At 67.0% G+C, this 20,234-nt stretch carries 18 protein-coding genes; 14 read left to right on the top strand and 4 right to left on the bottom strand.

Going from position 1 to position 20,234, the window contains the following annotated elements; genetic code table 11:
* Positions 1-15: 15 nt before the first annotated feature.
* The 8 genes from IEY98_RS11390 to IEY98_RS11355 all read left to right on the top strand — a co-directional run bounded on the left by IEY98_RS11390 (position 16) and on the right by IEY98_RS11355 (position 8,810).
* Positions 16-951, top strand: a complete 936-nt coding sequence (locus IEY98_RS11390; protein WP_189210403.1) for a carbohydrate ABC transporter permease — start codon at positions 16-18, stop codon at positions 949-951.
* A complete protein-coding gene (locus tag IEY98_RS11385; protein WP_229786821.1) occupies positions 941-1,840 on the top strand; it encodes a carbohydrate ABC transporter permease in 900 nt (299 codons plus the stop codon). Before IEY98_RS11390 ends, IEY98_RS11385 begins: the two co-directional genes overlap by 11 nt.
* Positions 1,841-1,859: 19 nt before the next feature.
* Positions 1,860-3,587 carry an alpha-glucosidase gene (locus IEY98_RS11380; protein ID WP_189210402.1) on the top strand — a complete coding sequence of 576 codons (1,728 nt, stop codon included), beginning with the start codon at positions 1,860-1,862 and terminating at the stop codon, positions 3,585-3,587.
* Between the two features lie 93 nt (positions 3,588-3,680).
* Positions 3,681-5,972: a family 49 glycosyl hydrolase gene (locus tag IEY98_RS11375; protein WP_189210401.1), complete on the top strand. Its 2,292-nt coding sequence runs from the start codon at positions 3,681-3,683 to the stop codon at positions 5,970-5,972.
* Between the two features lie 234 nt (positions 5,973-6,206).
* Positions 6,207-6,914 carry a hypothetical protein gene (locus IEY98_RS11370; RefSeq protein WP_189210400.1) on the top strand — a complete coding sequence of 236 codons (708 nt, stop codon included), beginning with the start codon at positions 6,207-6,209 and terminating at the stop codon, positions 6,912-6,914.
* 67 nt (positions 6,915-6,981) lie between these two features.
* Complete coding sequence (locus IEY98_RS11365; RefSeq protein ID WP_189210399.1) at positions 6,982-7,389, top strand: hypothetical protein; 408 nt, start codon at positions 6,982-6,984, stop codon at positions 7,387-7,389.
* Complete coding sequence (locus IEY98_RS11360; RefSeq protein ID WP_189210398.1) at positions 7,386-7,841, top strand: DoxX family membrane protein; 456 nt, start codon at positions 7,386-7,388, stop codon at positions 7,839-7,841. The genes IEY98_RS11365 and IEY98_RS11360 overlap by 4 nt, the downstream gene beginning before the upstream one ends.
* Before the next feature lie 342 nt (positions 7,842-8,183).
* The gene (locus IEY98_RS11355) at positions 8,184-8,810 is read left to right on the top strand and encodes a lytic polysaccharide monooxygenase (protein WP_229786820.1); all 627 of its coding nucleotides are present in this window, start codon (positions 8,184-8,186) and stop codon (positions 8,808-8,810) included.
* A 93-nt stretch (positions 8,811-8,903) separates the two neighbouring features.
* On the opposite strand, the gene IEY98_RS11350 is transcribed toward IEY98_RS11355, so the two are convergent.
* Positions 8,904-9,584 carry a TetR/AcrR family transcriptional regulator gene (locus IEY98_RS11350; protein WP_189210396.1) on the bottom strand — a complete coding sequence of 227 codons (681 nt, stop codon included), beginning with the start codon at positions 9,582-9,584 and terminating at the stop codon, positions 8,904-8,906.
* Positions 9,585-9,747: 163 nt separating this feature from the next.
* Here IEY98_RS11350 and IEY98_RS11345 point away from each other — a divergent pair, with 163 nt between their 5' ends.
* Entirely contained in the window at positions 9,748-10,350 is a 603-nt protein-coding gene (locus IEY98_RS11345; protein WP_189210395.1) for a hypothetical protein, read from the top strand.
* 367 nt (positions 10,351-10,717) lie between these two features.
* Here IEY98_RS11345 and IEY98_RS11340 read toward each other — a convergent pair whose 3' ends face one another.
* Positions 10,718-10,987: a hypothetical protein gene (locus tag IEY98_RS11340; protein WP_189210394.1), complete on the bottom strand. Its 270-nt coding sequence runs from the start codon at positions 10,985-10,987 to the stop codon at positions 10,718-10,720.
* 725 nt (positions 10,988-11,712) lie between these two features.
* On the opposite strand from IEY98_RS11340, the gene IEY98_RS11335 reads away from it, so the two are divergent.
* On the top strand, positions 11,713-12,123 hold the full coding sequence (locus IEY98_RS11335) for a hypothetical protein (protein WP_189210393.1): 411 nt from the start codon (positions 11,713-11,715) through the stop codon (positions 12,121-12,123).
* Between the two features lie 275 nt (positions 12,124-12,398).
* Here the strand turns inward: IEY98_RS11335 and IEY98_RS11330 are convergent, their stop codons facing one another.
* A complete protein-coding gene (locus IEY98_RS11330; protein WP_189210392.1) occupies positions 12,399-12,569 on the bottom strand; it encodes a hypothetical protein in 171 nt (56 codons plus the stop codon).
* A 161-nt stretch (positions 12,570-12,730) separates the two neighbouring features.
* Here IEY98_RS11330 and IEY98_RS32515 point away from each other — a divergent pair, with 161 nt between their 5' ends.
* Complete coding sequence (locus IEY98_RS32515) at positions 12,731-13,069, top strand: BCCT family transporter (RefSeq protein ID WP_229786819.1); 339 nt, start codon at positions 12,731-12,733, stop codon at positions 13,067-13,069.
* A 211-nt stretch (positions 13,070-13,280) separates the two neighbouring features.
* Here the strand turns inward: IEY98_RS32515 and IEY98_RS11320 are convergent, their stop codons facing one another.
* On the bottom strand, positions 13,281-13,826 hold the full coding sequence (locus tag IEY98_RS11320; RefSeq protein WP_189210391.1) for a DUF4760 domain-containing protein: 546 nt from the start codon (positions 13,824-13,826) through the stop codon (positions 13,281-13,283).
* Positions 13,827-14,812: 986 nt separating this feature from the next.
* On the opposite strand from IEY98_RS11320, the gene IEY98_RS11315 reads away from it, so the two are divergent.
* The 3 genes from IEY98_RS11315 (at position 14,813) to IEY98_RS11305 (ending at position 19,897) form a co-directional block, all read left to right on the top strand.
* The gene (locus tag IEY98_RS11315; RefSeq protein WP_189210390.1) at positions 14,813-17,074 is read left to right on the top strand and encodes an ATP-binding protein; all 2,262 of its coding nucleotides are present in this window, start codon (positions 14,813-14,815) and stop codon (positions 17,072-17,074) included.
* Between the two features lie 933 nt (positions 17,075-18,007).
* Positions 18,008-19,177: a hypothetical protein gene (locus tag IEY98_RS11310; protein WP_189210389.1), complete on the top strand. Its 1,170-nt coding sequence runs from the start codon at positions 18,008-18,010 to the stop codon at positions 19,175-19,177.
* A gap of 537 nt (positions 19,178-19,714) precedes the next feature.
* Complete coding sequence (locus IEY98_RS11305; protein ID WP_189210388.1) at positions 19,715-19,897, top strand: hypothetical protein; 183 nt, start codon at positions 19,715-19,717, stop codon at positions 19,895-19,897.
* Positions 19,898-20,234: the final 337 nt, after the last annotated feature.

The following is a 20,234-nucleotide window of genomic DNA, read 5'->3' as shown; positions in this document are numbered from 1 at the left end:
CGGGAAGGGATCGCCATGTCCTCGCTCACCGCCGTGCGGCGCAGGAGCAAGTCCGAACGCCGCGGCGGCTACTGGTGGTACATCGTTCCGGGCGCGATCGGGTTCCTCGCCGTCGTCGTCGTGCCGTTCGGGATGAACCTCTGGTACAGCCTCACCTCATACCGAGGCGTCGGCGACCCGGTGTTCATCGGGTTGGAGAACTACCAGCGGCTGTTCGCCGACCCGCTGTTCTGGGCATCGTTCCGGCACAGCGTGGCGTTCATCGTGGCCATGGCGATCCTCCCGACCGCCATCGGCGTGGTGGTCGCGGCCGTGCTGTTCAACCACATCTCGCCGAGGTTCGGGTCGAAGGTCGCCAGCTTCCTGCGTGCCACCTATTACCTGCCGCAGATCCTGCCCATCGCGGTGGCGGGCGTGCTGTGGAAGTGGATGTACCAGCCCCAGTACGGGATCATCAACACCACCCTGCGCGACATCGGGCTCGACGGCCTGGCGCGGAACTGGCTCGGCGACTCCGACCTGGCCATCTACGCGGTGATGAACGTGCTGGTCTGGCTCCAGATCGGCTACACCGTGGTGGTGTTCATGGCCGGGCTCTCCCGCGTCGACCCGACGCTGTACGAGGCCGCCGAGATCGACGGAGCCAACTGGTGGCAGCAGTTCCGCGCGATCACGCTCAACCAGCTCCGGCCGGAGATCGCGGTGGTGCTGATCACCACATCGGTGGCGGCGCTGAAGGTGTTCGCGCCGATCTTCGTGCTCACCCGAGGCGGGCCGGGCACCAGCACGATGGTGCCCGCCTACTTCTCGTTCTCCAACTTCTTCACCACAACCAAGGTCGGCTACGGCGCGGCGGTGGCGTCCGTGCTGGCCCTGATGATCGCGGTCGTCGCGGTCGCGCTCCTGCGCTACCAGACCCGCAGTTCCGAAGGGTTCGACGATGGGCGTTGAGATCATGGGCAGGGGGCGGGTCGTGACGACCCGGCCTGCCCCCGCGCCGCACCGGGGCAGGCGTGGCAAGCGCGGCGCGGGCGGCTGGGCGGTGCTCGCCCTGGTCGCCGGGGTGGGGCTGCTGATGCTGTTCCCGTTCTGGATCGCGGTGATCAACGCGTTCAAGCCCGCGCAGGATTACATCGCCAACGGCCCGGTCTCCCTGCCCGCCGAACTGGACTTCTCCGCCCTGGCCGACTTCTGGAGCGGGGTGGACTTCAATCGCAAGCTGCTCAACAGCGCTGTGATCAGCGGCAGCGTGGCCCTCATCGCGGTCACGCTGAGCCTGCTGTCGGCGTTCGCCATCGGCATCGGCCGCATCCGGGGCCGGGTGTGGATCCTGGCGCTGTTCATGCTCGCGTTCACCATCCCGCAGGAAGCCCTGGTCTATCCGCTGTTCGTGCTCACCCGGGACCTCGGGCTCTACGACACGATGACCGGCGTCATCATCATCCTGGCCGTGCTCCAGAGCGCGTTCGGCACCTACATGCTGTCCTCGGTGCTCGGCGCCTTCCCGCCGGAGGTGCTGGAAGCCGCGCGGCTGGACGGCGCCTCCCGCTTCCAGGTGCTCCGGCTCGTCGTCCTGCCGCTGACCAGGCCGACGATGGCGGTGCTGGTGACCTTCTTCTTCATCTGGACCTGGAACGACTTCTTCCTGCCCTTGGTGTTGCTGCCCTCGGCCGACAACCAGACCTTGTCGGTCGCCCTCGGCGCGTTGAGCGGCCAGTACACCAGCGACCCCACCGCGCTGGCCGCGGCCTCACTGGCGGGCATCCTGCCCGCTCTGGTGTTCTTCCTGCTCTTCCAGCGCACGCTCATGCGCGGCGTGAATCTCGGCGCGGTCAAGTAACTCTTCGCAAAGGACATCCATGACTCTCGAACAGCCGATCGCCATCGCCGTCACCCCGGCGCCGTGGTGGACCTCGGCCGTGGTGTACCAGGTGTATCCGCGCAGCTTCGCCGACTCCAACGGCGACGGCGTCGGCGACCTGGCGGGCCTGACGTCGCGGCTGGACCACCTGGAACGGCTCGGCGTCGACGTGATCTGGCTGTCGCCGGTCTACGCCTCCCCGCACGCCGACAACGGCTACGACATCTCCGACTACCAGGCGATCGACCCGGTGTACGGCACGTTCGACGACTTCGATGAGCTGCTGGCCCAGGTGCACGCGCGGGGCATGAAGCTGGTGATGGACCTGGTGGTCAACCACACCTCCGACGAGCACCCGTGGTTCGTGGAGTCGCGGTCCTCCAAGGACAACCCCAAACGGGACTGGTACTGGTGGCGCCCGCCCAGGGACGGATTCGAGGCAGGGCAGCCGGGTGCGGAGCCGACGAACTGGCAGTCGTTCTTCTCCGGCCCGACCTGGACGCTGGACGAGGCCACGGGGGAGTACTACCTGCACCTGTTCGACCGCAAGCAGCCCGACCTGAACTGGGAGAACCCCGAGGTCCGGCAGGCCGTGTACGCGATGATGCGCTGGTGGCTCGACCGAGGCGTCGACGGCTTCCGGATGGACGTCATCAACCTGATCTCCAAGAACCCCGCGCTGCCCGACGGCGCCACCATCGGTGTCGGCGGCCTCGGTGACGGCTTCCCGCACTACAGCATGGGCCCGCGCATCCACGAGTTCCTCCAGGAGATGCACCGCGAGGTGTTCGAGGGTCGGGCCGGTGATCTGCTGACCGTCGGCGAGACGCTGGGCGTGACGTGGGAGCAGGCCCGGCTGTTCACCGACCCGGCCCGGCGTGAGCTGGACATGGTCTTCCAGTTCGAGCACGTGTCCCTCGACCACGGCCCCGGCGGGAAGTTCGACCCCAAGCCGGTCGACCTGCGCGAGCTCAAGGCCTCGTTGGCCCGGTGGCAGGCCGGGTTGGCCGAGGTCGGCTGGAACAGCCTGTACTGGAACAACCACGACCAGCCGCGCGTGGTCTCCCGGTTCGGCGACGACGACCGGTACTGGCGGGAATCGGCGACCGCGCTGGCCACCGTGCTGCACCTGCAACGGGGCACGCCGTTCGTCTACCAGGGGGAAGAGCTGGGGATGACCAACGCCCCGTTCGCGGGCGTGCACGACCTGCGTGACGTCGAATCGCTCAACCACTACCACCAGTCCGTCGCGGCAGGCGCCGACCCGGAGTCGGTGCTGCGCGGTCTGCGCGCCATGGGACGCGACAACGGCCGCACCCCGGTGCAGTGGGACGCCGCTCCGAACGCGGGGTTCACCGACGGCGAGCCGTGGATCGCCGTCAACCCCAACCACACCTGGCTCAACGCCCAGGCGCAATACGACGACCCGCGCTCGGTGTTCAACCACTACCGGCGGCTGATCGCACTGCGCCACCGGCTCCCGGTGGTCGCCCTGGGCGACTTCCGCATGCTCCTGCCCGACGACCCGTTCGTCTTCGCCTACGAACGGACCCTGGATGACACTCGGATGGTCGTCGTGGCCAACCTCGGCGACACACCGCGGACCGCCGCCCTTGACGGGGAGTGGACCGCGGGGGACCTGGTTCTGTCCAATACGGACGAGGTGTCCTTTGTGAGCGGCCGGATCGCACTAGAACCGTGGTCCGCGCACGTCTTCGTTCGCTGAGTTCTCGTTCGGGCAGCACTCCTTGGACTTCCTGTGTCCACCGTGACCACAGGATGACGTAAACCCTTCCCAACGATGAGAAGAGGAATCCGCATGTCCATAGCAAGAGTGAGACGATCGGCGGTGCTCGCCGCCGGTCTGGCGCTCGCCCTGGTCGGCGCCATCGCGCCTGCCGTGGTGGGCGCGGGCGCGCCGCAGGCCCAGGCCGCCACCATCGACAGCGACCAGCTCAAGACGTGGTGGCACGACAACCACGAGTTCAACACCACGGGTCCGGTCGCCAACGACAAGGTCAGGCGCTCGTCGTTCTACGACGTCCAGGTCGCCACCGCCGCCACGCCCGGGAGCCGGTACGACTCCTTCACGTACATGAGCATCCCGCGCAGCGGAAAGGGCAAGATCGGCTACACCAAGGAGGACGGCGCCGAGTTCTCCTCGTCGGCGAACCTGACGATGAGTTGGTCGTCCTTCCAGTACGCCAGCGACGTGTGGGTCGATGTCACCCTGCGCACAGGCCAGACCGTCTCCTCGGCCGACCAGGTCAAGATCAAGCCCAGCAGCCTCAACTTCACCAAGCAGCTCGTCGACGGCGACACCATCCGCATCAGGGTTCCCTACAGCGCGGCGGGCCACCGCTTCTCCGTCGAGTTCGACCCGCAGCTGTACACGGCGTACAACGACATGTCGGGCCCGGCCAACGACGCGGGCAAGCTCACCACAGCTTCCGGCGGTGGCAACCGCGCCATCCACACCGAGCCGCGCAACTCGATGATGATCTTCGCCGAGCCTGCGCCCACCGGCGCCGAGCGCGACCGGCTGATCCCCACTTCGGCATCGGGGAGCATCTACTACCCGCCCCAGGGGCAGGTCACCAACCTCAACACGATCAGCGAGGAGATCGTGTACTTCCGGCCCGGCACCTACTACATGACCTCCAAGTACCACGCGCTGGTGCCCAGGCAGGTCAAGTGGGTGTACCTGGCGCCGGGAGCGTACGTGAAGGGCGCCGTCCGCTTCCCCGACGACAGCCAGGGCTTGTACAAGGTGACCGGCTACGGCGTGCTCTCCGGTGAGCAGTACGTCTACGAGGCGGATACCGCCAACAACTACGACCACCTCTCCGGGGCGTCGAACTGCCACGCCACCTGCGTGAAGATGCTGCAGTTCCAGTCCGCCAACGGTCGGCAGCAGCACCTGGACCTGCAGGGTGTGACCATCAACGAGCCCCCATACCACTCGTTCGTCGTCTACGGCGACGAGCAGACCTTCAGCATGCGGGTCGAGAACTACAAGCAGGTCGGCTCCTGGTACTGGCAGACCGACGGCATCGAGCTCTACCGCGGCAGCACCATGAAGAACACGTTCTTCAACGCCAACGACGACGTGCTGAAGATGTACCACAGCGACGTCACCATCGATAACACCGTCGTCTGGAAGAACGAGAACGGCCCTGTCATCCAGTGGGGATGGACTCCGCGCAACATCGACAACGTGCGGGTCACCAACACCCACGTCATCCACAACCGGATGTACTGGAAGGACGTCAAGTACAACACCTGCATCCTCAACTCCTCCTCGCACTGGGAGAACATGGGCTCGACCACCACGGCCAACCCCAACACGTGGGTCAGGAACATGACCTTCGAGAACATCACCGTCGAAGGCATGGCCAACTGCGCGATCCGCGTCTTCGCCCTGTCCAGCACCGAGAACATCCACGTCAAGAACCTCAAGATCGACGCGTGGAGCCACCTGGACGCCTCATCCCAGGTCAGCCTCCTCAAGCGGTACAGCAACAGCGCAGGCCAGAAGGTGACCCTGGGCAACGAGACCCGCGACAGCCGGGGCCTGAAGCTGGAGAACTACACCGTCGGCGGCACCGTCATCACCAAGTCCGGCACCAACTGGGCCGCTGACCGACTCGGCAGGCTCGGCTTCGACGCCGAGACCTGGGACAACTGGAACGCCTGGGGCCCAGGCGGAACCACCCCCGACCCGGTCACCGGCGGCACGATCGTCAACGGAGCCACCGGCAAGTGCGTCGACCGCGCGGGCGGCGGCACGGCGAACGGCACGCCCGTCCAGCAGTGGGCCTGCGCTAACGCCCCCGCCATGACCTGGGCGCTCGAGGGGCAGCAGCTGAAGTCCGGCGGCAAGTGCCTGGACGTCGAAGGCGGCGCCACCGCCAACGGCGCCAAGGCCCACCTCTGGGACTGCGGCACCTGGGACAGCCAGAAGTGGGCATTCCAGCCGAGCGGCACCCTCAAGAACATCAAGTCCGGGCGCTGCCTCGACATCGAAGGCCAAAGCACGGCCGACGGCGCGCGCCTGCACCTGTGGGACTGCGGCACGTGGAACAGCCAGAAGTGGACCCTCACCAGCTGACCGGGTCGCTGAAGTGGACAGTTTGTCTGGGAGTGCTGTAGTGGGCACAGTAATTCCTGTGCGCGATCCGCAATAGACAGTGGTGCTAGTCCGATCGAGTAATGCCGATCTTCCCTCGTTGACACAGAAAACGCAGGGCCCTTAATCTGATAACGCCGCCGCCACGGTGTCCCAAGCCCCGGCGGGACATCTATTCCCCCGGTGCTTCCTTCCGATCTTGACGGAGGCACACCCATGCAGAAGACGGCCAAAACGGCCTGGTCCGCGGCTGGCGCCGTCGGCGTCGCGCTGTCGGCCATGTTCGTCCTGTCCTCGCTGCCCGCCACCGCGAACGTCATCGCGGTCACCTCACCGGTGAGCGCGGGACCGGCGGACCACGGCCAGCAGTACCCGGACGGTCCCTCCTCGGTGGACGGTTCGCCGCTGGAGCGGTGCCGCCGCGGCACCGACTACCCCGTGCCCAGCCGCAACCCCGTCCTCGACGAGCCGCTGAACACCGGCTTCGAGAGCAACGTCGGCCTGTCGGTCAAGGTGCAGCTCGAGGGTGGCACGTTCTACGGCAACCGCAAGCTCATCTTCACCAACACGAGCAACGCCCCGGTGCACACCGACTGCCTGGTGCTGAAGTTCCGCGCGCCGTCGGGCTCGGTCGACCACCACTACCGAGCGTCGCTCCAGTACGGGCACCCGCAGCAGGACTACGTCGAGGTTCCCCGCGGCAACGGCGAGTCGCACTACATCATCCGGCTCGGATTCCACGACGTGCCCCTGGCCGACCGCACCATCCCGGTCGGGCAGACGTGGACCTATGAGCTGGCAGGCTCCAACCAGAGCTCGATGAGCCTGGAGGCCACGCGTGACTCCGTCGAGGTCCTGGCGGACATGAACGTCGGCGGAAACGCCTGGATCTCCCAGTACGGCACCAAGCGCCTGGGCAACTGACGCCAGGTGAGGTGGCGGCCCCGCAGCGACGCGGGGCCGCCACCGGAGCCGACCTCGGGAGGATCCCATGAAAACCCTCGTCTGCCTTGCCCTGGTCGCCGCGGTCTCCGCTGGCTGCGCGGGCTCTGGGCACGAGCACCACCAGCACCACTCGACGACCGCGGACGACACCGCCCAGCTGCGCGGGACCGCCACCACCTACCTCGGCCTGCTCTCGGGCGGCGACCCGACCACGGCTTGGGGCATGTGGACTCCCGAGGCGCAGCAGCGCCAACCGCGGGAAGTGTTCGCCGACCGGATCGCCGACTGCGCGCCCGGAGTCCCGTACGAGGTCCTCGGCGTCGTCTCCGACGGGCCGGACCTCGCCCGGGTCTCCTGGCGGCACGGCGAGCACACCGGGGAACTCCGGCTGCGCTTGCACGAGGGCCACTGGCGCGTCGACACCTCCGACACCATTGCCTGCGGTGCACCATGAACGCCCGCGCCACGACCCTGCTGCGCGGCTCCCTCGGCCTGGTCTTCGTGTGGTTCGGCGCTCTCAAGGTCGCCGACGTGACACCGGTCGCCGACCTGGTCGCGGACACCGTGCCCTGGCTGGACCGCGACCTGCTGCTGGTCGCGCTCGGATCGGCGGAGATCGCGCTCGGTGCGGCACTGTGGCTCGGCCGCTGGCTGCGCTGGGTCGCGGCCGCCGCCGTGGCCCACCTGCTGGGGACCTTCCTCGTGCTGGTGGTCCAGCCGCACGCGGCGTTCCAGGCGGGCAACCCGTTGCTGCTGACCACCGAGGGCGAGTTCGTCGTCAAGAACCTCGTCCTGATCACCGCGTGCCTGGTGCTCATGTCCACCGAGCGGCCACGACAGCTGCTCGACATCGGCAACAGCCCCGACCAGGCGCGAAGCGCGATCGGCAGCCCATCGACCGATTGACGCTCCCCGGCTTCGCCGCGGCCGTTGATAGAGCGCGCGGCCGACGCTGCGCGCACCAGTTCGCTGTGAGCTGCGCTTTCGATCGCGACGCCGAGAAGACGCGCCATTTCCCTCGACGCCCCCGTGTGGCCCACCACGTGGGGGTGAGCGGGACCGCCCGGTGGCGGCCGGCTGATCCCGCTCGTGCAGAAAGCGGTGGCGTCGTCGGTCCCTGACGACGCCACCGCTCCCACAACGCCAACCCGGACGAACGTCGCCGACCGGCGCCCCTGCCGACGGCACCACGTCACGCACGGAGGACATCGCATGCACACCGCATCCACAACCCGACGCCGAATTGCCGTGCAGATCGGGCTCCTGACGTCCCTCATCGCCTCGGCGCTGGTCTTCCACCCGACCACCGCCTCGGCCCACGGCACTGTCGTCGACCCGCCGACCCGCAACTACGGCTGCGCCACCCGCTGGAACGGTCCCGACGCGCCCGGCATGCAGGAGCAGGACTTCATGTGCTACCTGGCCTGGAACCAGAGCCCCGACGCCATGTGGAACTGGAACGCCCTGTACGCCAACAACCTGGGCGAGAACCTCGAAAGCGCCATCCCCGACGGTCAGATCTGCAGCGCCGGACGCTCCGAAGGCGGCCGCTACGCGCCGATGGACAACCCCGGCCACTGGAAGACCACGAGGGTCGGCAGCAGCTTCCCCATCACGGTGCAGGACGTGGCCCGGCACGGCGCCGACTACCTGAAGATCTACATCACCAAGCAGGGCTTCGACCCCGCCAACTCCATGATCGCCTGGGACGACCTGGACTTCATCAAGCAGACCGGCCGCTACCCCTCCCAGTTCGAGTACAAGACCGACGTGTCCACCTCCGGCTACAGCGGCCACCACGTCCTCGTCACGATCTGGAAGGCCTCGCACATGGACCAGAAGTACTTCCTGTGCAGTGACATCGACTTCGGCTGACCCGACCCCGGCGCCGTCCCCGCACCGAGCGGGACGGCGCCCCCTAGGGCAGGGCACTGGAGACCACGCGTCGGTGCCCGACCCGGGTAGCGCTCAGGCTGATGGGGTGCCGAAGAGGGCCAGAAGCGTGTCGACGAAGAGGTCTTCGAGGGCGGGGAGCGCGGCGGCGCCGTCGGTGCGCAGGCAGTGGCGGATGCGTTCGGCGGTGCCGCCGATATAGAGGTCGAACACCTCCGGCGCCAGCTCGGTGACGGCGGGTTCCTGCTTGCGGGCCAGGCGGTGCAGCTTGCGGAAGACCTCGGCGAAGCCCGCGTTGACGGCGCTGGTGCGCTCGATGAGCGCGGGACCGGCGGAGAACGTCTCGACGTAGAGCGACCAGGTGATGGTGGGGCTCGCGGCCAGGGCGGTGAGGAAGGCCCGCCAGGACTGCCGGATGCGGGTGCGCCAGTCGTCTTTGGGCAGGGGGTCGAGCACGGCGGCCAGCTGGACCCCGACATCGGCGACCGCCTCGTCGAAGGCGGCCAGGAAGCAGGCCTCCTTGCTGGTGAAGTGCTCGTAGAAGGTCCGGCGGGAGACCTCCGCCCGGTCGACCACGTCGCCGATCGTGGTGGCGGGGTAGCCCTTCTCGGCGACGGCGTCGAACAGCGCCAGGACGATGCGCGCGCGTTGGGACGAGGCGACGTCCGCCCGGCTCAGGCCGTGTCTGCCGCTGGGGAGCCGCTGATCGGCCCGACGGGGCGGCGCGCCGTCCGCAGCCGGACGCGAGGCACTCATCGGCACAGGATACCTGGCGTCTCGGCACAAATCGCTCCGGGTGATTTCCGAACATTCGCACAAGTCGTCGCCACTTTTCCGTCCAGCCTTGCCGCGGTGGATCTGGAAACTCTACAGTACCTCGGGTACTAGACAGTTTCTGGACACGGATTGGATTACCACCATGCGCGGGAAAATCGGCAAGGTCCTCGGCTCGGCGATGGGCGTGGTCGCGTTGAGCGGCACCCTCGCGGTCCTGGCGCCCGTGAGCGAGGCGGCCACGACGAAGATCGCCTACGGCACCGAGGGCTCGACCCGGCTGACCGGCCTCGGGGCCGACCTGCCGCTGGGACCGGGGCAGACCGACATCGACATCGACCTGCAGAGCGGTGGGTTCACCGGGGTGATCACGCTGCCGGAGACCCGCACGGACTTCAACCTCTTCGGGTTCCTCTCCACCCACGCCAAGGTCAAGGTCACCCAGGCCGGTCCGCTGAGCGGCACGTTCCGGAACAACGCGGTAACCGCGTCCGGTCAATTCGACGTGCAGATCACCGAGGTCGGGCATTTCAACATCGGCATTCCGCTGCCCAATTGCAAGACGACCGCCTCGGTGCGCATCGACCTCACCTCCAGCGGCACCTTCAACCCGTCCACCGGAGGGACGGTCACCGGGAAATACCAGCTCCCGCCGTTCGCCGACTGCATGTTCGACACCGAGATCATCAACGCCCTCGTCGTCGGCAAGGAGAACACCATCGAGATGTCCCTGTCGGCCAAGAAGTAGCCCCGGAAGGGCCCTAGCGGGTGACGTCCGTGGTGGGCGGGCGCGGACCGGCCAAGCGGCGAGCGCCCGCCTAGTCCACAGGACTAGCCCTGCGGGAAGACGCGTGCTGGGTGGCCGTGTATCCGCGGTAGCAGCCACGGCCGCACCGCCGCCGGTGCGGGCCAGCCGACAAACCGTGCCTAAGCCCCGTGCCCAAGCCGTCACGGCACCCCTGCCCTGTCCGCCGGAGGACCAAGCCGTCGAGCCGCGTTCCGTCAATAAGGTGTACGAACCTGGTTGGCAGCTTCGACGGGGTTCGCTCGGCACACGTTGCCGGGGAACCAGCACCCTCCACTGCGGAGGCTGTCTACAGTTGAACTACGCCCGCTCAGCCTTCGGTGTTCAGGCTGGCCGACGCGCACGCGGCGACGATGATGCGGCCGTCCTGCACCCCGTCCTCGGACAGCCCGACGATGCACGCGGCGAAGTCGCTCTCCCCGGCCCGGCAGGCGGAAACGGTCTGCTCGGTGACGTTGTGCCCGACCCACTGGAGAACCTTCAGGCAGTCGGCGGCCGTCGCCTGCGCTGGGGCGGCGACCAGCAGGGACAGACCGGCGGCGGCGAAGGTGGCTGCGGCCAGGGCAGCGGTGCGGAACATCCTCTGGGCTCCTCTCGATGGCACGCCCCGGCACGGCGGGCACCGTCCTGAGGCGACAGCAAGCGCAGAAGTACCCGGTGCCGGGGCCGGGAATCGCCGCGTCCCCTGTTCGAGTGACTTGGGGATCAGCCCGGACCAGCTCGGCGAAGTAGGGCCGCATGCGGGTTAGTAGTCGTCGAGGTCGGACTCGGGCCCGCCGTCGCCGACCGCCCCGAGGCTGCTGGGAGTGTCCGCGTGCCCGGTGACGAACGTGGCCCGGTCGGGCTCGGCCCGGTGGCGGGCTCGGTGGCTTCCGCGGCGCGACGGCCAACCGTTGCTGCCGTCCGCCTGCCCGGCCGGTGTGACAGCTTCAGGCCAAGGGGGGCCGGCGCCCGGGATGCCTGATTACCGTCGATGTTGTGTCAACCGGTATACGCACAAGGGGAACGGCGATGTGCGCCCGGGTCACCCCGGTCGCTGTCGTGCTGGTCATGCTGTCCGCTTGTGGGACCAGCCACGAACCACTGGCGGCGACGCCCGAGGTGGCCCGGACGAGCACAACCACCACATCGGCCGTCACAACGACGACCACCACCGCGAGGACCACAACTCCCACTGCTCCGCCGAAGAAGTTGTCGTCCGAGGAAGCGCACGAGGCCAGGAGGGCGGCTTGTGAACAGCCGAAGTCCCGGGTCTACAACCCCACGAGCGCCCCATATGCCGGACCGGGCCCGCACTACATCGACGTGTACGAGGTGTCCCTGACCAACCGGCGGATGCAGCACTCGCCGATCGTGGCGGGCGAGACCAAGCTGCTGCCTCCCGGGAGCACGCTCGACTTCGACCACAACCTGATACAGCTGTTCGCGTGTGTCGTCCCGGTGCTGGGCAAACGCTCCGGCAAGGTCACCTGCCGGTTCGACCGGGGGGTGGCCAAGAGCCGCACATGGCCACTGTACGAGGCGACGTACCGGGTCACGGTCCGCGAGGCCCGGACCGGCCGGGAGGTCAAGGTCGTCACCCTGCGCGGGACGGAGTCCCCGGAGGAGAGCTGCCCCGGTTTCGCCACCGACGACCCAGGCACCGTCGTCGCCCGCAGCCTCACCGGGGACGCACTCGACAAGGCGTTGCGCCCCCTGCTCCTCGCCCCGGCCTGAGCCCGGCCACCCGCAGACGGTCCGAGCTGGGGGCACGACGACGGCGTCATCCCACGTCCACACCTGTTCCAGCTGACCAACGTCGGAACTGATCGCGCCGTCCGCCAGGCGTGAACCCCGCCATCACCTCAGTCTCAAACCCAGGGATCTCCTCCAGACTGGCGCCCACCACGTCCGACCCCGGCGCGATCGTTACGTCCAGTCCCTCTACCAGCAGGTTCGCTCGTGACGTTCCGGCGGGGAGACAAGGCGTGCTTGTCCCCGCGCCGGTTCGGTCAGACCAGGTGCCAGCAGGTACTGCCGTCGGCGTTGCGGCGGCAGTACCTCATCTTGCCGGCGGCGGCGACGGCGATCACATGTTCGACGTCGCCTCGCGCGATAGCGAGGGTTGACGTCTGGATCTGGTGCCAGCGAATTCCAGCGAACCACAGATCATCGTTGTTCACCCATCGCATATAACCGAGGTGCACCCGAGCAGGCTCGTGCCCATCCAGCCCGAGGTGCTGTACCTGCAGGGCTTCCTGCGGATGAGCTTCAGCACGACGGCGTTCCAGAGCGCCGAGAGCGAGGCGTAGCAGGGCTGTTGGACGGCGTTCTACTGGGGTTGGTGGATCTCGTGGTGCCGTTCGTCGGCGTGTTCATCTCCCGGATCTTCAACGGGCGCAGAGTGCCCGAGTTCGTCGCGACGGTGCTGCTGATGCCGACGGTGGTGAGGTTTCTGTGGTTCTCCGTCTTCGGGGCTGGCCTGTCCGCCAGCTGTTCGGCGGTTGTCGGGGTGGCGGGCGTGCTCGTGGTGCTGTTCTTCGTCACCTCCTGGGACTCCGGGTCGCTCGTCGTGGACATGCCAGCCTCCGGCGGTGACGAGACCTCGTTGGGTGTGGAGCCGGATCTTCTGGTCGTCAGCCGAAGGCGCGGTCGCCGTCGGCTTGGTGCTGGTGGGGGCTGAGCACCCTGCAGGGTGTCACGATCGCGATCGCGACACCCTGCAGCCTGGCGATGATCGGCAGGTGCGTCGCGACGATCCGCCTGTTCTCCCACGAGCGCAGGACGATGGTCCGCTCAACGAAGGCTAACGCGAGGAGTTGACCGCGGACGTGGCCCGATCTCTGCGGGAGAACGAACCCCCAGACCCAGCCGAACGCCGTTGAAGCCAAGTTCTAGACGGCAGGCTCGGCCGCGTCCGGTTTCCGGCGTGGCGGGCGTGAGCGCATACCCAGTTTGGTGTACACCACTTCGGGGTGTGTGGCTGCCGTTCGTGCGGCAAGATCCTCGAAGTAGACCCAGAAGTGCAGGCCGTGCGCGCGCCGCTCCGTGTACACGTACGGAGATATGGCGTCCCACAGACGAACGATGTTCAGACCGTACCCGCCGATGACCAAGCTCTGATCGATCATGCCATGCGCGATGAGCTTTCCGAGATCGTCGAAGAAGAGGCCGATCGTGTCAACGTGAGCGCGTGCCTGCTCCGGTAGACCGCGATGACCGCAGGTGGGCTCATGCTCCTTGGTCAACTCGGTCAGTACGTACTCCTGCGCCTCGAACCACCGTGCATCACGTGTTTCCTTGAACGATTCCAGGATTACCGGAAGGTGGATCTTGCCACTGGCCAATCGGATCTGACGGAGGGTGAGAAGCAGAGAGATGACGAGTGCTGTGAGAGAGATCGCCAACGCGGCGAGGTTGAGCATGATCGTCAGAGTCACTGCGCGAACCTAGGGTTGTCCGCTTACGTGCGCAAGGGCCCCCGGGCGTGCCGTTCTGTCGGCATCCCGCTCCAGTTGGGTCAGGGGCCGGATGGACTCGCTTGCGCGGTGTCGCAGTGCTGGGCAGAAGGGCGAGGGTGTGCACGCGGCCGATGGTGGGGATCGGTGCGCCGAGCACGTGGGTGGGATGCCTGTCAGCGGCGAGGGAGGCAGCGAGTACTGGCGTTCGAGAGGACGGCCGCGGCATCTGCGGGCCTGGATGAGCCCACCCATCCTGGCGAGCCGGAAGACGTCGACCGAGCTGTACCAGCGGTACTGGCCGGTCTGGCACGGTCCAACCTCCAGCGGCGGTGCCACCCCCGTAGGGCTGACCAGCGATCCGCGGCCGCGCCGCGACCTGACTCGCTGTCCGGGTCCGCTACGCGGTCGTCCTGCGTCCATCCTGGAAGTCGCGGCATCCGTCGTCGTCCGCTGGACGGGCGCGGGTGTGTGCGGCTGACTGGCCGAATACTTTGAGTAGCGGCCGGTTGGACGCCGTAGGCGTACTCGGAGGTCGTAGGCCGGGGGCGACGGCGACCATCTCGTCGGCGCTGACCTGGCCCGCTTCGGCGAAGGTGAAGTCCATGCTGGCGGTTGCGCCCGCGGTGGTCAGCTCCGTGATGCCGCGCAGGGTGAGAGCCTTGTAATGAACCAGTCGTCGTGCCGTCAGCCCCGCTCCTTCCTGAGATCCCCTCTCGTCTGGGGTGCTGCGGATGAAGGTGTATCCATCCGTGGGGTGACGGACTCGCCGCGCAGCAGCGGTAGGACGAGTTCTGTGGAGGAAATCCCGTCGAAAGCCGGACCGGCCGGGACGAGGAGGCTTGGAACTTCTCGCGCCGTCGACGTCGTCGGTGTACTTAGTCGCCGGGCCGAGAAAGCTGCTGCGGTTTCTGACCAAGCAGCCCGAGGTCATGCCCGCCTAGGGCCACCGCCCCCGGCAGGCCAAGGTGGCGCGGCTCAGCGCCACCGACAGCGAAACGGTCGTCCGCCCGGGACTTCGACCGATGCGCATGACCGAACGCCTGGCACGGTCACCGAGCCCGGTGCCATGGCGGGATCTTGGCGATGTCACCCTTCCCTGCGGCGACGCCAACCCCGAGGATTGCCGGGTGAGCGATGGCGACCTGACTCGGAACTCCGTCGTTGGTTCGGCCCACGCGGTAGTTCAGGCCAAGAACATGTACGGCAGCGTGCATATCCGTCAAATGGGTGAACCTCGGTCGTCGATTCCCCGCCAGCTTCCCTTCGACACCCCTGACTTCATCGGGCGGGACGATGAACTGCGGCAACTCGGTGAGATTGTGGCTGCGGGCAGGACCGCGCTGGTGTCGGGACCACCGGGTGCGGGGAAGACTGCACTGGTGGTGCGCTGGGCTCATCGCGAAAGCCTGCGCTTTCCGGACGGGCAGCTGTACATGAATCTGCGCGGGTTTGACATGACCGCGCCAGTGTCCGCACGCCAAGCGCTGGACGGTTTCGTCCGAGCACTCGGAGTGGCGCCCGACCGGGTGCCTGAGCGGACGGATGAGCTGGCGTCCCTGTACCGCACTCTGCTGGCTGACCGCCGCGTCCTGGTTGTGCTGGACAACGCTGGCGACATCGATCAGATCAGCCCGCTGCTGCCGGGTACGTCCGCGTGCGGGGTTCTGGTCACAAGCCGCAGGCTGCTAGGCGAACTGGCCGCAGGTGTGGGAGCGCGGCGGATCACGCTCAGCGCGTTGTCTCCGGCCGACGCGGTGGAACTGTTGGGGGCGGCTGCGGGATCTGAGCGGTTGGCGGCGGAACCCGAGGCCACCGGCGAACTCGCGAGGTTGTGCGCGTGCCTGCCTTTGGCCCTGCGAATCGCGGGCGAGCGGGTCTCGGGTAGCCCTTACTGGACGATCGCCGACTTGGTCGAGCAGTTCACTGCCGAACAGCACCGCCTCGACCTTCTTGCCAGTCGTGAGGGAGCCAGCCCTGTCCGGCTCGCGTTCTCCTGGTCCTACCGGAAACTGCCGACCGCAGCGTCCAGCATGTTCCGCTGGCTGGGCGTGCACGCGGGCCCTGAGTTCGGTGTCCGCGCAGCCGCGGCGGCGGCCGACATGACACCACGCGATGCGCTACAGGCACTGGAAGTCCTCGTGGACGCCAACCTGCTCATCGAGGTCGCGCGCGAACGCTACAGGTTCCACGACCTAGTGCGCCTGTACGCGGTAGAGCGGGTGAACGCCGAGGAAGACGCATCCGCGCGACAGACCGCCGTGCGTCGCCTGCTGGATTGTTACCTGGAGACCGCCGATGCTGCGGATCACCTTCTCACCCGTCGCTCGTACTGTGTGACGCTCGGTCACACCTCGACCAACCCTCCACAGGCTATCTTCGTTGATCAACGGGCGGCCGCGCGGTGGTGCGAACTCGAACGTGCCAACTTGCTGGCCTCGGTCCAACAAGCCGTAGAATGGGGCGAGCATTCGATCGCCTGGCGCCTTCCCGTCGCGTTGTGGGGGTACTTCTTTCTAAGCAAGCCATGGCAGGACTGGACTCGAGTGCTGACCATCGGGTTGGAGGCGGCGAGGTCGATAGGCGACCGCCGCGGCGAAGCATGGACGCTGCACTCGCTCCGAGAGGCCCAGTTCAGCATGCACCGGGTAGGGAAGGGCGCCGAATACGTGGAGCGCGCACTCGAGATCTTCCGCGAAATCGATGACCAGTGGGGCGTCCGCGAAGCGCTGAGCAACGTGGGGTACGCCCATCGACTGCGAGGGCGCCCAGACGAGGCGCTCACCCACCTGGTCGACGCTCTGGGCCTCTGGCGGCAGACCGATGACCGGTGGGGACAGGCATGGACGCTGCACAGCCTCGGCGAGACCTACTTGGACCTCCGCCGGTCGAACGAGGCGACACCGGCACTGCGTGAAGCACTGAACCTGTTCCAGGCCATCGGGCACCGCCAAGGCGAAGGCTTCGCATTGGGCAACCTCGGCCACATCCACCTCAGCGAGAAGCGGTTCGAGGCTGCGACGGAGCTGTTCCATCAGGCATTGGTCGTCCACGACGAGATCGGCGACCGGTGGAGCGCGGCGCGAAGCATGATCGGGCTCGGTGCCGCCCTCCACGCCACAGGCTCGACCGAAGCGGCTGAAGGTTACTGGCGTCAGGCGCTCACCATCTGCGAAGACCTGGATGACACAGCCACAGCAGAGAGCATTCGCATGCGGCTCACTCAATAGCGTGACATTACGATTTCGAGATTCGCCGGATATTCTACCGCGCAAGGGGCAATTCTCGACTGAGCAGGCCGCGATGAGTGTTCTGCATCTTACGACCCGACCGGGGCCAGGTGCGCCCGACCGGCGATGCGCTGGAAGCCCGTGATCAACGCCCCCGGCATCACCTTTGGTAACGGCTAGCCGCTGTAGCGACCTGCCTAGGGCGGGAGCGCCCGCGGCGCTGAGCAGGGTGACCTCAACAGGCCCTCCGCCGCGCCGACGGCACCGGTGACGTCTGCCAGGAGTGCGAAGGCTACATCGGCGTCGTCCCTGGGCCCGTTGTGGCCAGCCGTGCCCGGCCAGTTACGACCTTCGCTTGGCGAGAAGAGTCACAGAACTGGTCAGGCCAGGTGACTACTTGCACGGAACCATGCGCGCCGCGTGCTACCTCGGTTAAGGTCCTCCGATGGCATGGTGGGAAGCGACGCTCTGGGCGCTGCTGGGCGGCTTTGTCGTGGAAGGGCTGGAGTTCACCGCCTTGATCCGCAGGCATCGCAAATGGCCCTGGCAAGTCGGTGCCGAGACCGTGACCGACCCGGACAGCCTCGCCGCTGGCCCACTTGGCTACTTCGTGGGCGAGGCGGTGCGGCTGGCTGTGGGAGGTGCGCTCGGAGCTGCGCTGGCTGACCAGGTAAATGGCCCGTTACCCGCCCTGGCCGTCGGAGCGGTGGCGCCAGTGATCGCTGGCCACTTGGTCGCGTACGTTCCGCTGCCCGCTACCACCCCCAGCCTTCCTTCGGCCGCCGACTCGGTCTTGCCATCGACCTCGCCCCCAGCCCCGGCGTCCGCCGCGGCCCAAGGTCCCGCTCTCCAGCCACCAGCGACATCCGACCCAGTCTCATCGTGGCCGATGCGCGCCTCGTCTCATGAACACCGGGCCGAGGGAGGTGCCACGTGAAGAAGCACCGGCGTTCCCTGCTGGCTCAAGTGATCGCCGTCGTGTCTCGCCGCACACCGGCCTTCGCCCCAATAATGGGAGAACCTCAAACTTTTGCCGGACGCTTTAGCGCTCTGACTTCCTCCGAGAAGCCGACTCATACATCGTTCAGGAGCCCTGTTAACGTTCCTGCAAGCCGGGATGTTCGACGGGGCCCTAAGCGCGGCCAGGCGGAGAATGATCCCAGGCAGGAATATCGGAAGTCGCGCGAAAAACTGGGAAATCACTCGCTACCCGAACAGTCGGTGGCTTCCGGCAGTCCATTAGCTTTGTACGTTTCCCGCCTGTCTGGGCGGCGACCGGTTGAGCGGTTTTCCGCGCGTAACCAAATACCGATGCGAAGCCTTGAAGTTTTAAGCAAATTGGCCGCCTTGATCGGACCGGAGAGCATCGATTTTGACGAGTCGACCAACGCGGACGTTGATCTCTCGGTGGATCTGGAGTTGATAGATTTCCTGCGGCGAGCAGCGACCTACAGTTCGGCGGTGACCGATATCATCGATCCAACGGCCCTGTCACTGCGTGAACTCCGAGGGCGCGACGTCCTCGAGTTTCTGATCCTCACGTCAGACCTAGCCAATGCTGTCTTGGATTCTCTCTTGAAGCCTAAGACGCTCCCCATTCCTCCTGTGCGCTATCCGCAACCTTCGGAAGCCCTCCAGGTAGCGCTTGTCAACCTGTCGGCACGGATGCTGCTCCGCGCAGACCGTCAACCCGACGCACGTGAATTCGCCAACACTATTGACCGGATCGCAAAGCAGAAGTACGGGTTTGCAGATTCGGTTCGCGCACTGACAGAGGCTGTGAATATCTGCGTCAGAGAGATGAGGGATATGATCGCCGAGACCTCGCGCGACAAATCATTCAGTACGGCTTTGGTGTCAACGCCTCCGACTCGCTACGGCGATCATCTGGGGAAGCTGGTGGAGGTGTTGAACGATATGATCGGGGTGGATTTGTCCGACGCTGATCTGGGCGATGCGCCTTTGGTCGGCCTGCTGTGGTCCTCGAAAACAGTGTGGCCTCCGGGATGGGTCGACTTGATTCGAGAGCAGTCCGAACAGTTGGGACAGGATTTGTGGCGCATTGTGGACGATCGTCGTGCGCGTGCGCAGCTTATGGTTTGACCGTCGGTGGGCCCGGTCGACAAGAACACCTCGGTGGGGGCCTCGCAATCAGGCGATGGGGCGTAGCCGGTGGACGTGGTCCACACCGTCGCGAGCACCGCGCCCTGCATCTGCAGCGGCCGGATCCGGCTCAGATCTGACCGCGAGCCGGATCCGGCCCGCGTAAACCGGCGCGCGGTGACTCCGCCGACGTTGCACAGCGCGTTGCGAAGACCTGTGGTGCGTCGGGCCGCAGGTTCACCGGCCAGGCACAGGGCCGCGAGCCGGATGGCGTTGGCCTTGGCCTCGCTGAGCGGCGCTTCTGCCCGGTGAACGCGGGCACGGCGTTTTCCTCCAAACGGGCCGCTACCTGGTGGGCCCAGGTGCTGGGAACTGCCTGGTCGAGCAGTTGCCTGCTGGTGCGGACCTGCTCGGCCAAGGCCTCGCCCGACGCCGCGCGACCGCGTCTGCTGGCCGCCGGGGACGTGGCGAGGAGCGCTTGGGCCCCCGGCGTTCCCACGCGGGGTCTGGTTCCCGGGCGAAATGGTGGTAGCGGAGTTGGTAGAGCAGGCCAGGCCGGAATACACCGGCGATGGCCCGGTCCAGCAGAGCGGACCCGGTGGCATCGCTCCGATCGAGCGGTCCGGCTTCGCCATCGAGCACCTCGACCGATTCCGCTTCCCCGACGCCCGCACGCCGACGTCGTTCTACATCCTCGGAACCGCCGTGGCACGCCACTGAGCCCACTCGACTAGGGGAGCGGCTCGCCGCTGGCCGTTGTCCGGGGCAATCAGTCATCGCTGCGGCCCTGCCGGACTACGTTGCCACCGACGGACGCGGGCACGCCCAGTCGATTCCGCTGCCGGTGTTGGTCTATTCGGGTGGTCTCGCCAGGTGCGCCGTCATGGGCCTGACGATCTAACCGTCTCGTGCGCCGAGGGCCCCGCTCGGAGGAGGCAGGCAGGATGGCTGGCCCTGACTTCGTGGCGGCGTTGATCGAGCGGCGCAGTCCGCGACGGTCATGCAGAGTCGGTGGAGGGGTCGCGTTTCGCGTTCTACGATCGGATGTCGACGTTCG

This window comes from Actinokineospora fastidiosa (assembly GCF_014648415.1).
In the GTDB taxonomy this organism is placed as follows: domain Bacteria; phylum Actinomycetota; class Actinomycetes; order Mycobacteriales; family Pseudonocardiaceae; genus Actinokineospora; species Actinokineospora fastidiosa.
Note: the sequence above shows the minus strand (reverse complement) of the source record. Positions and strands in the feature narration are given on the sequence as shown.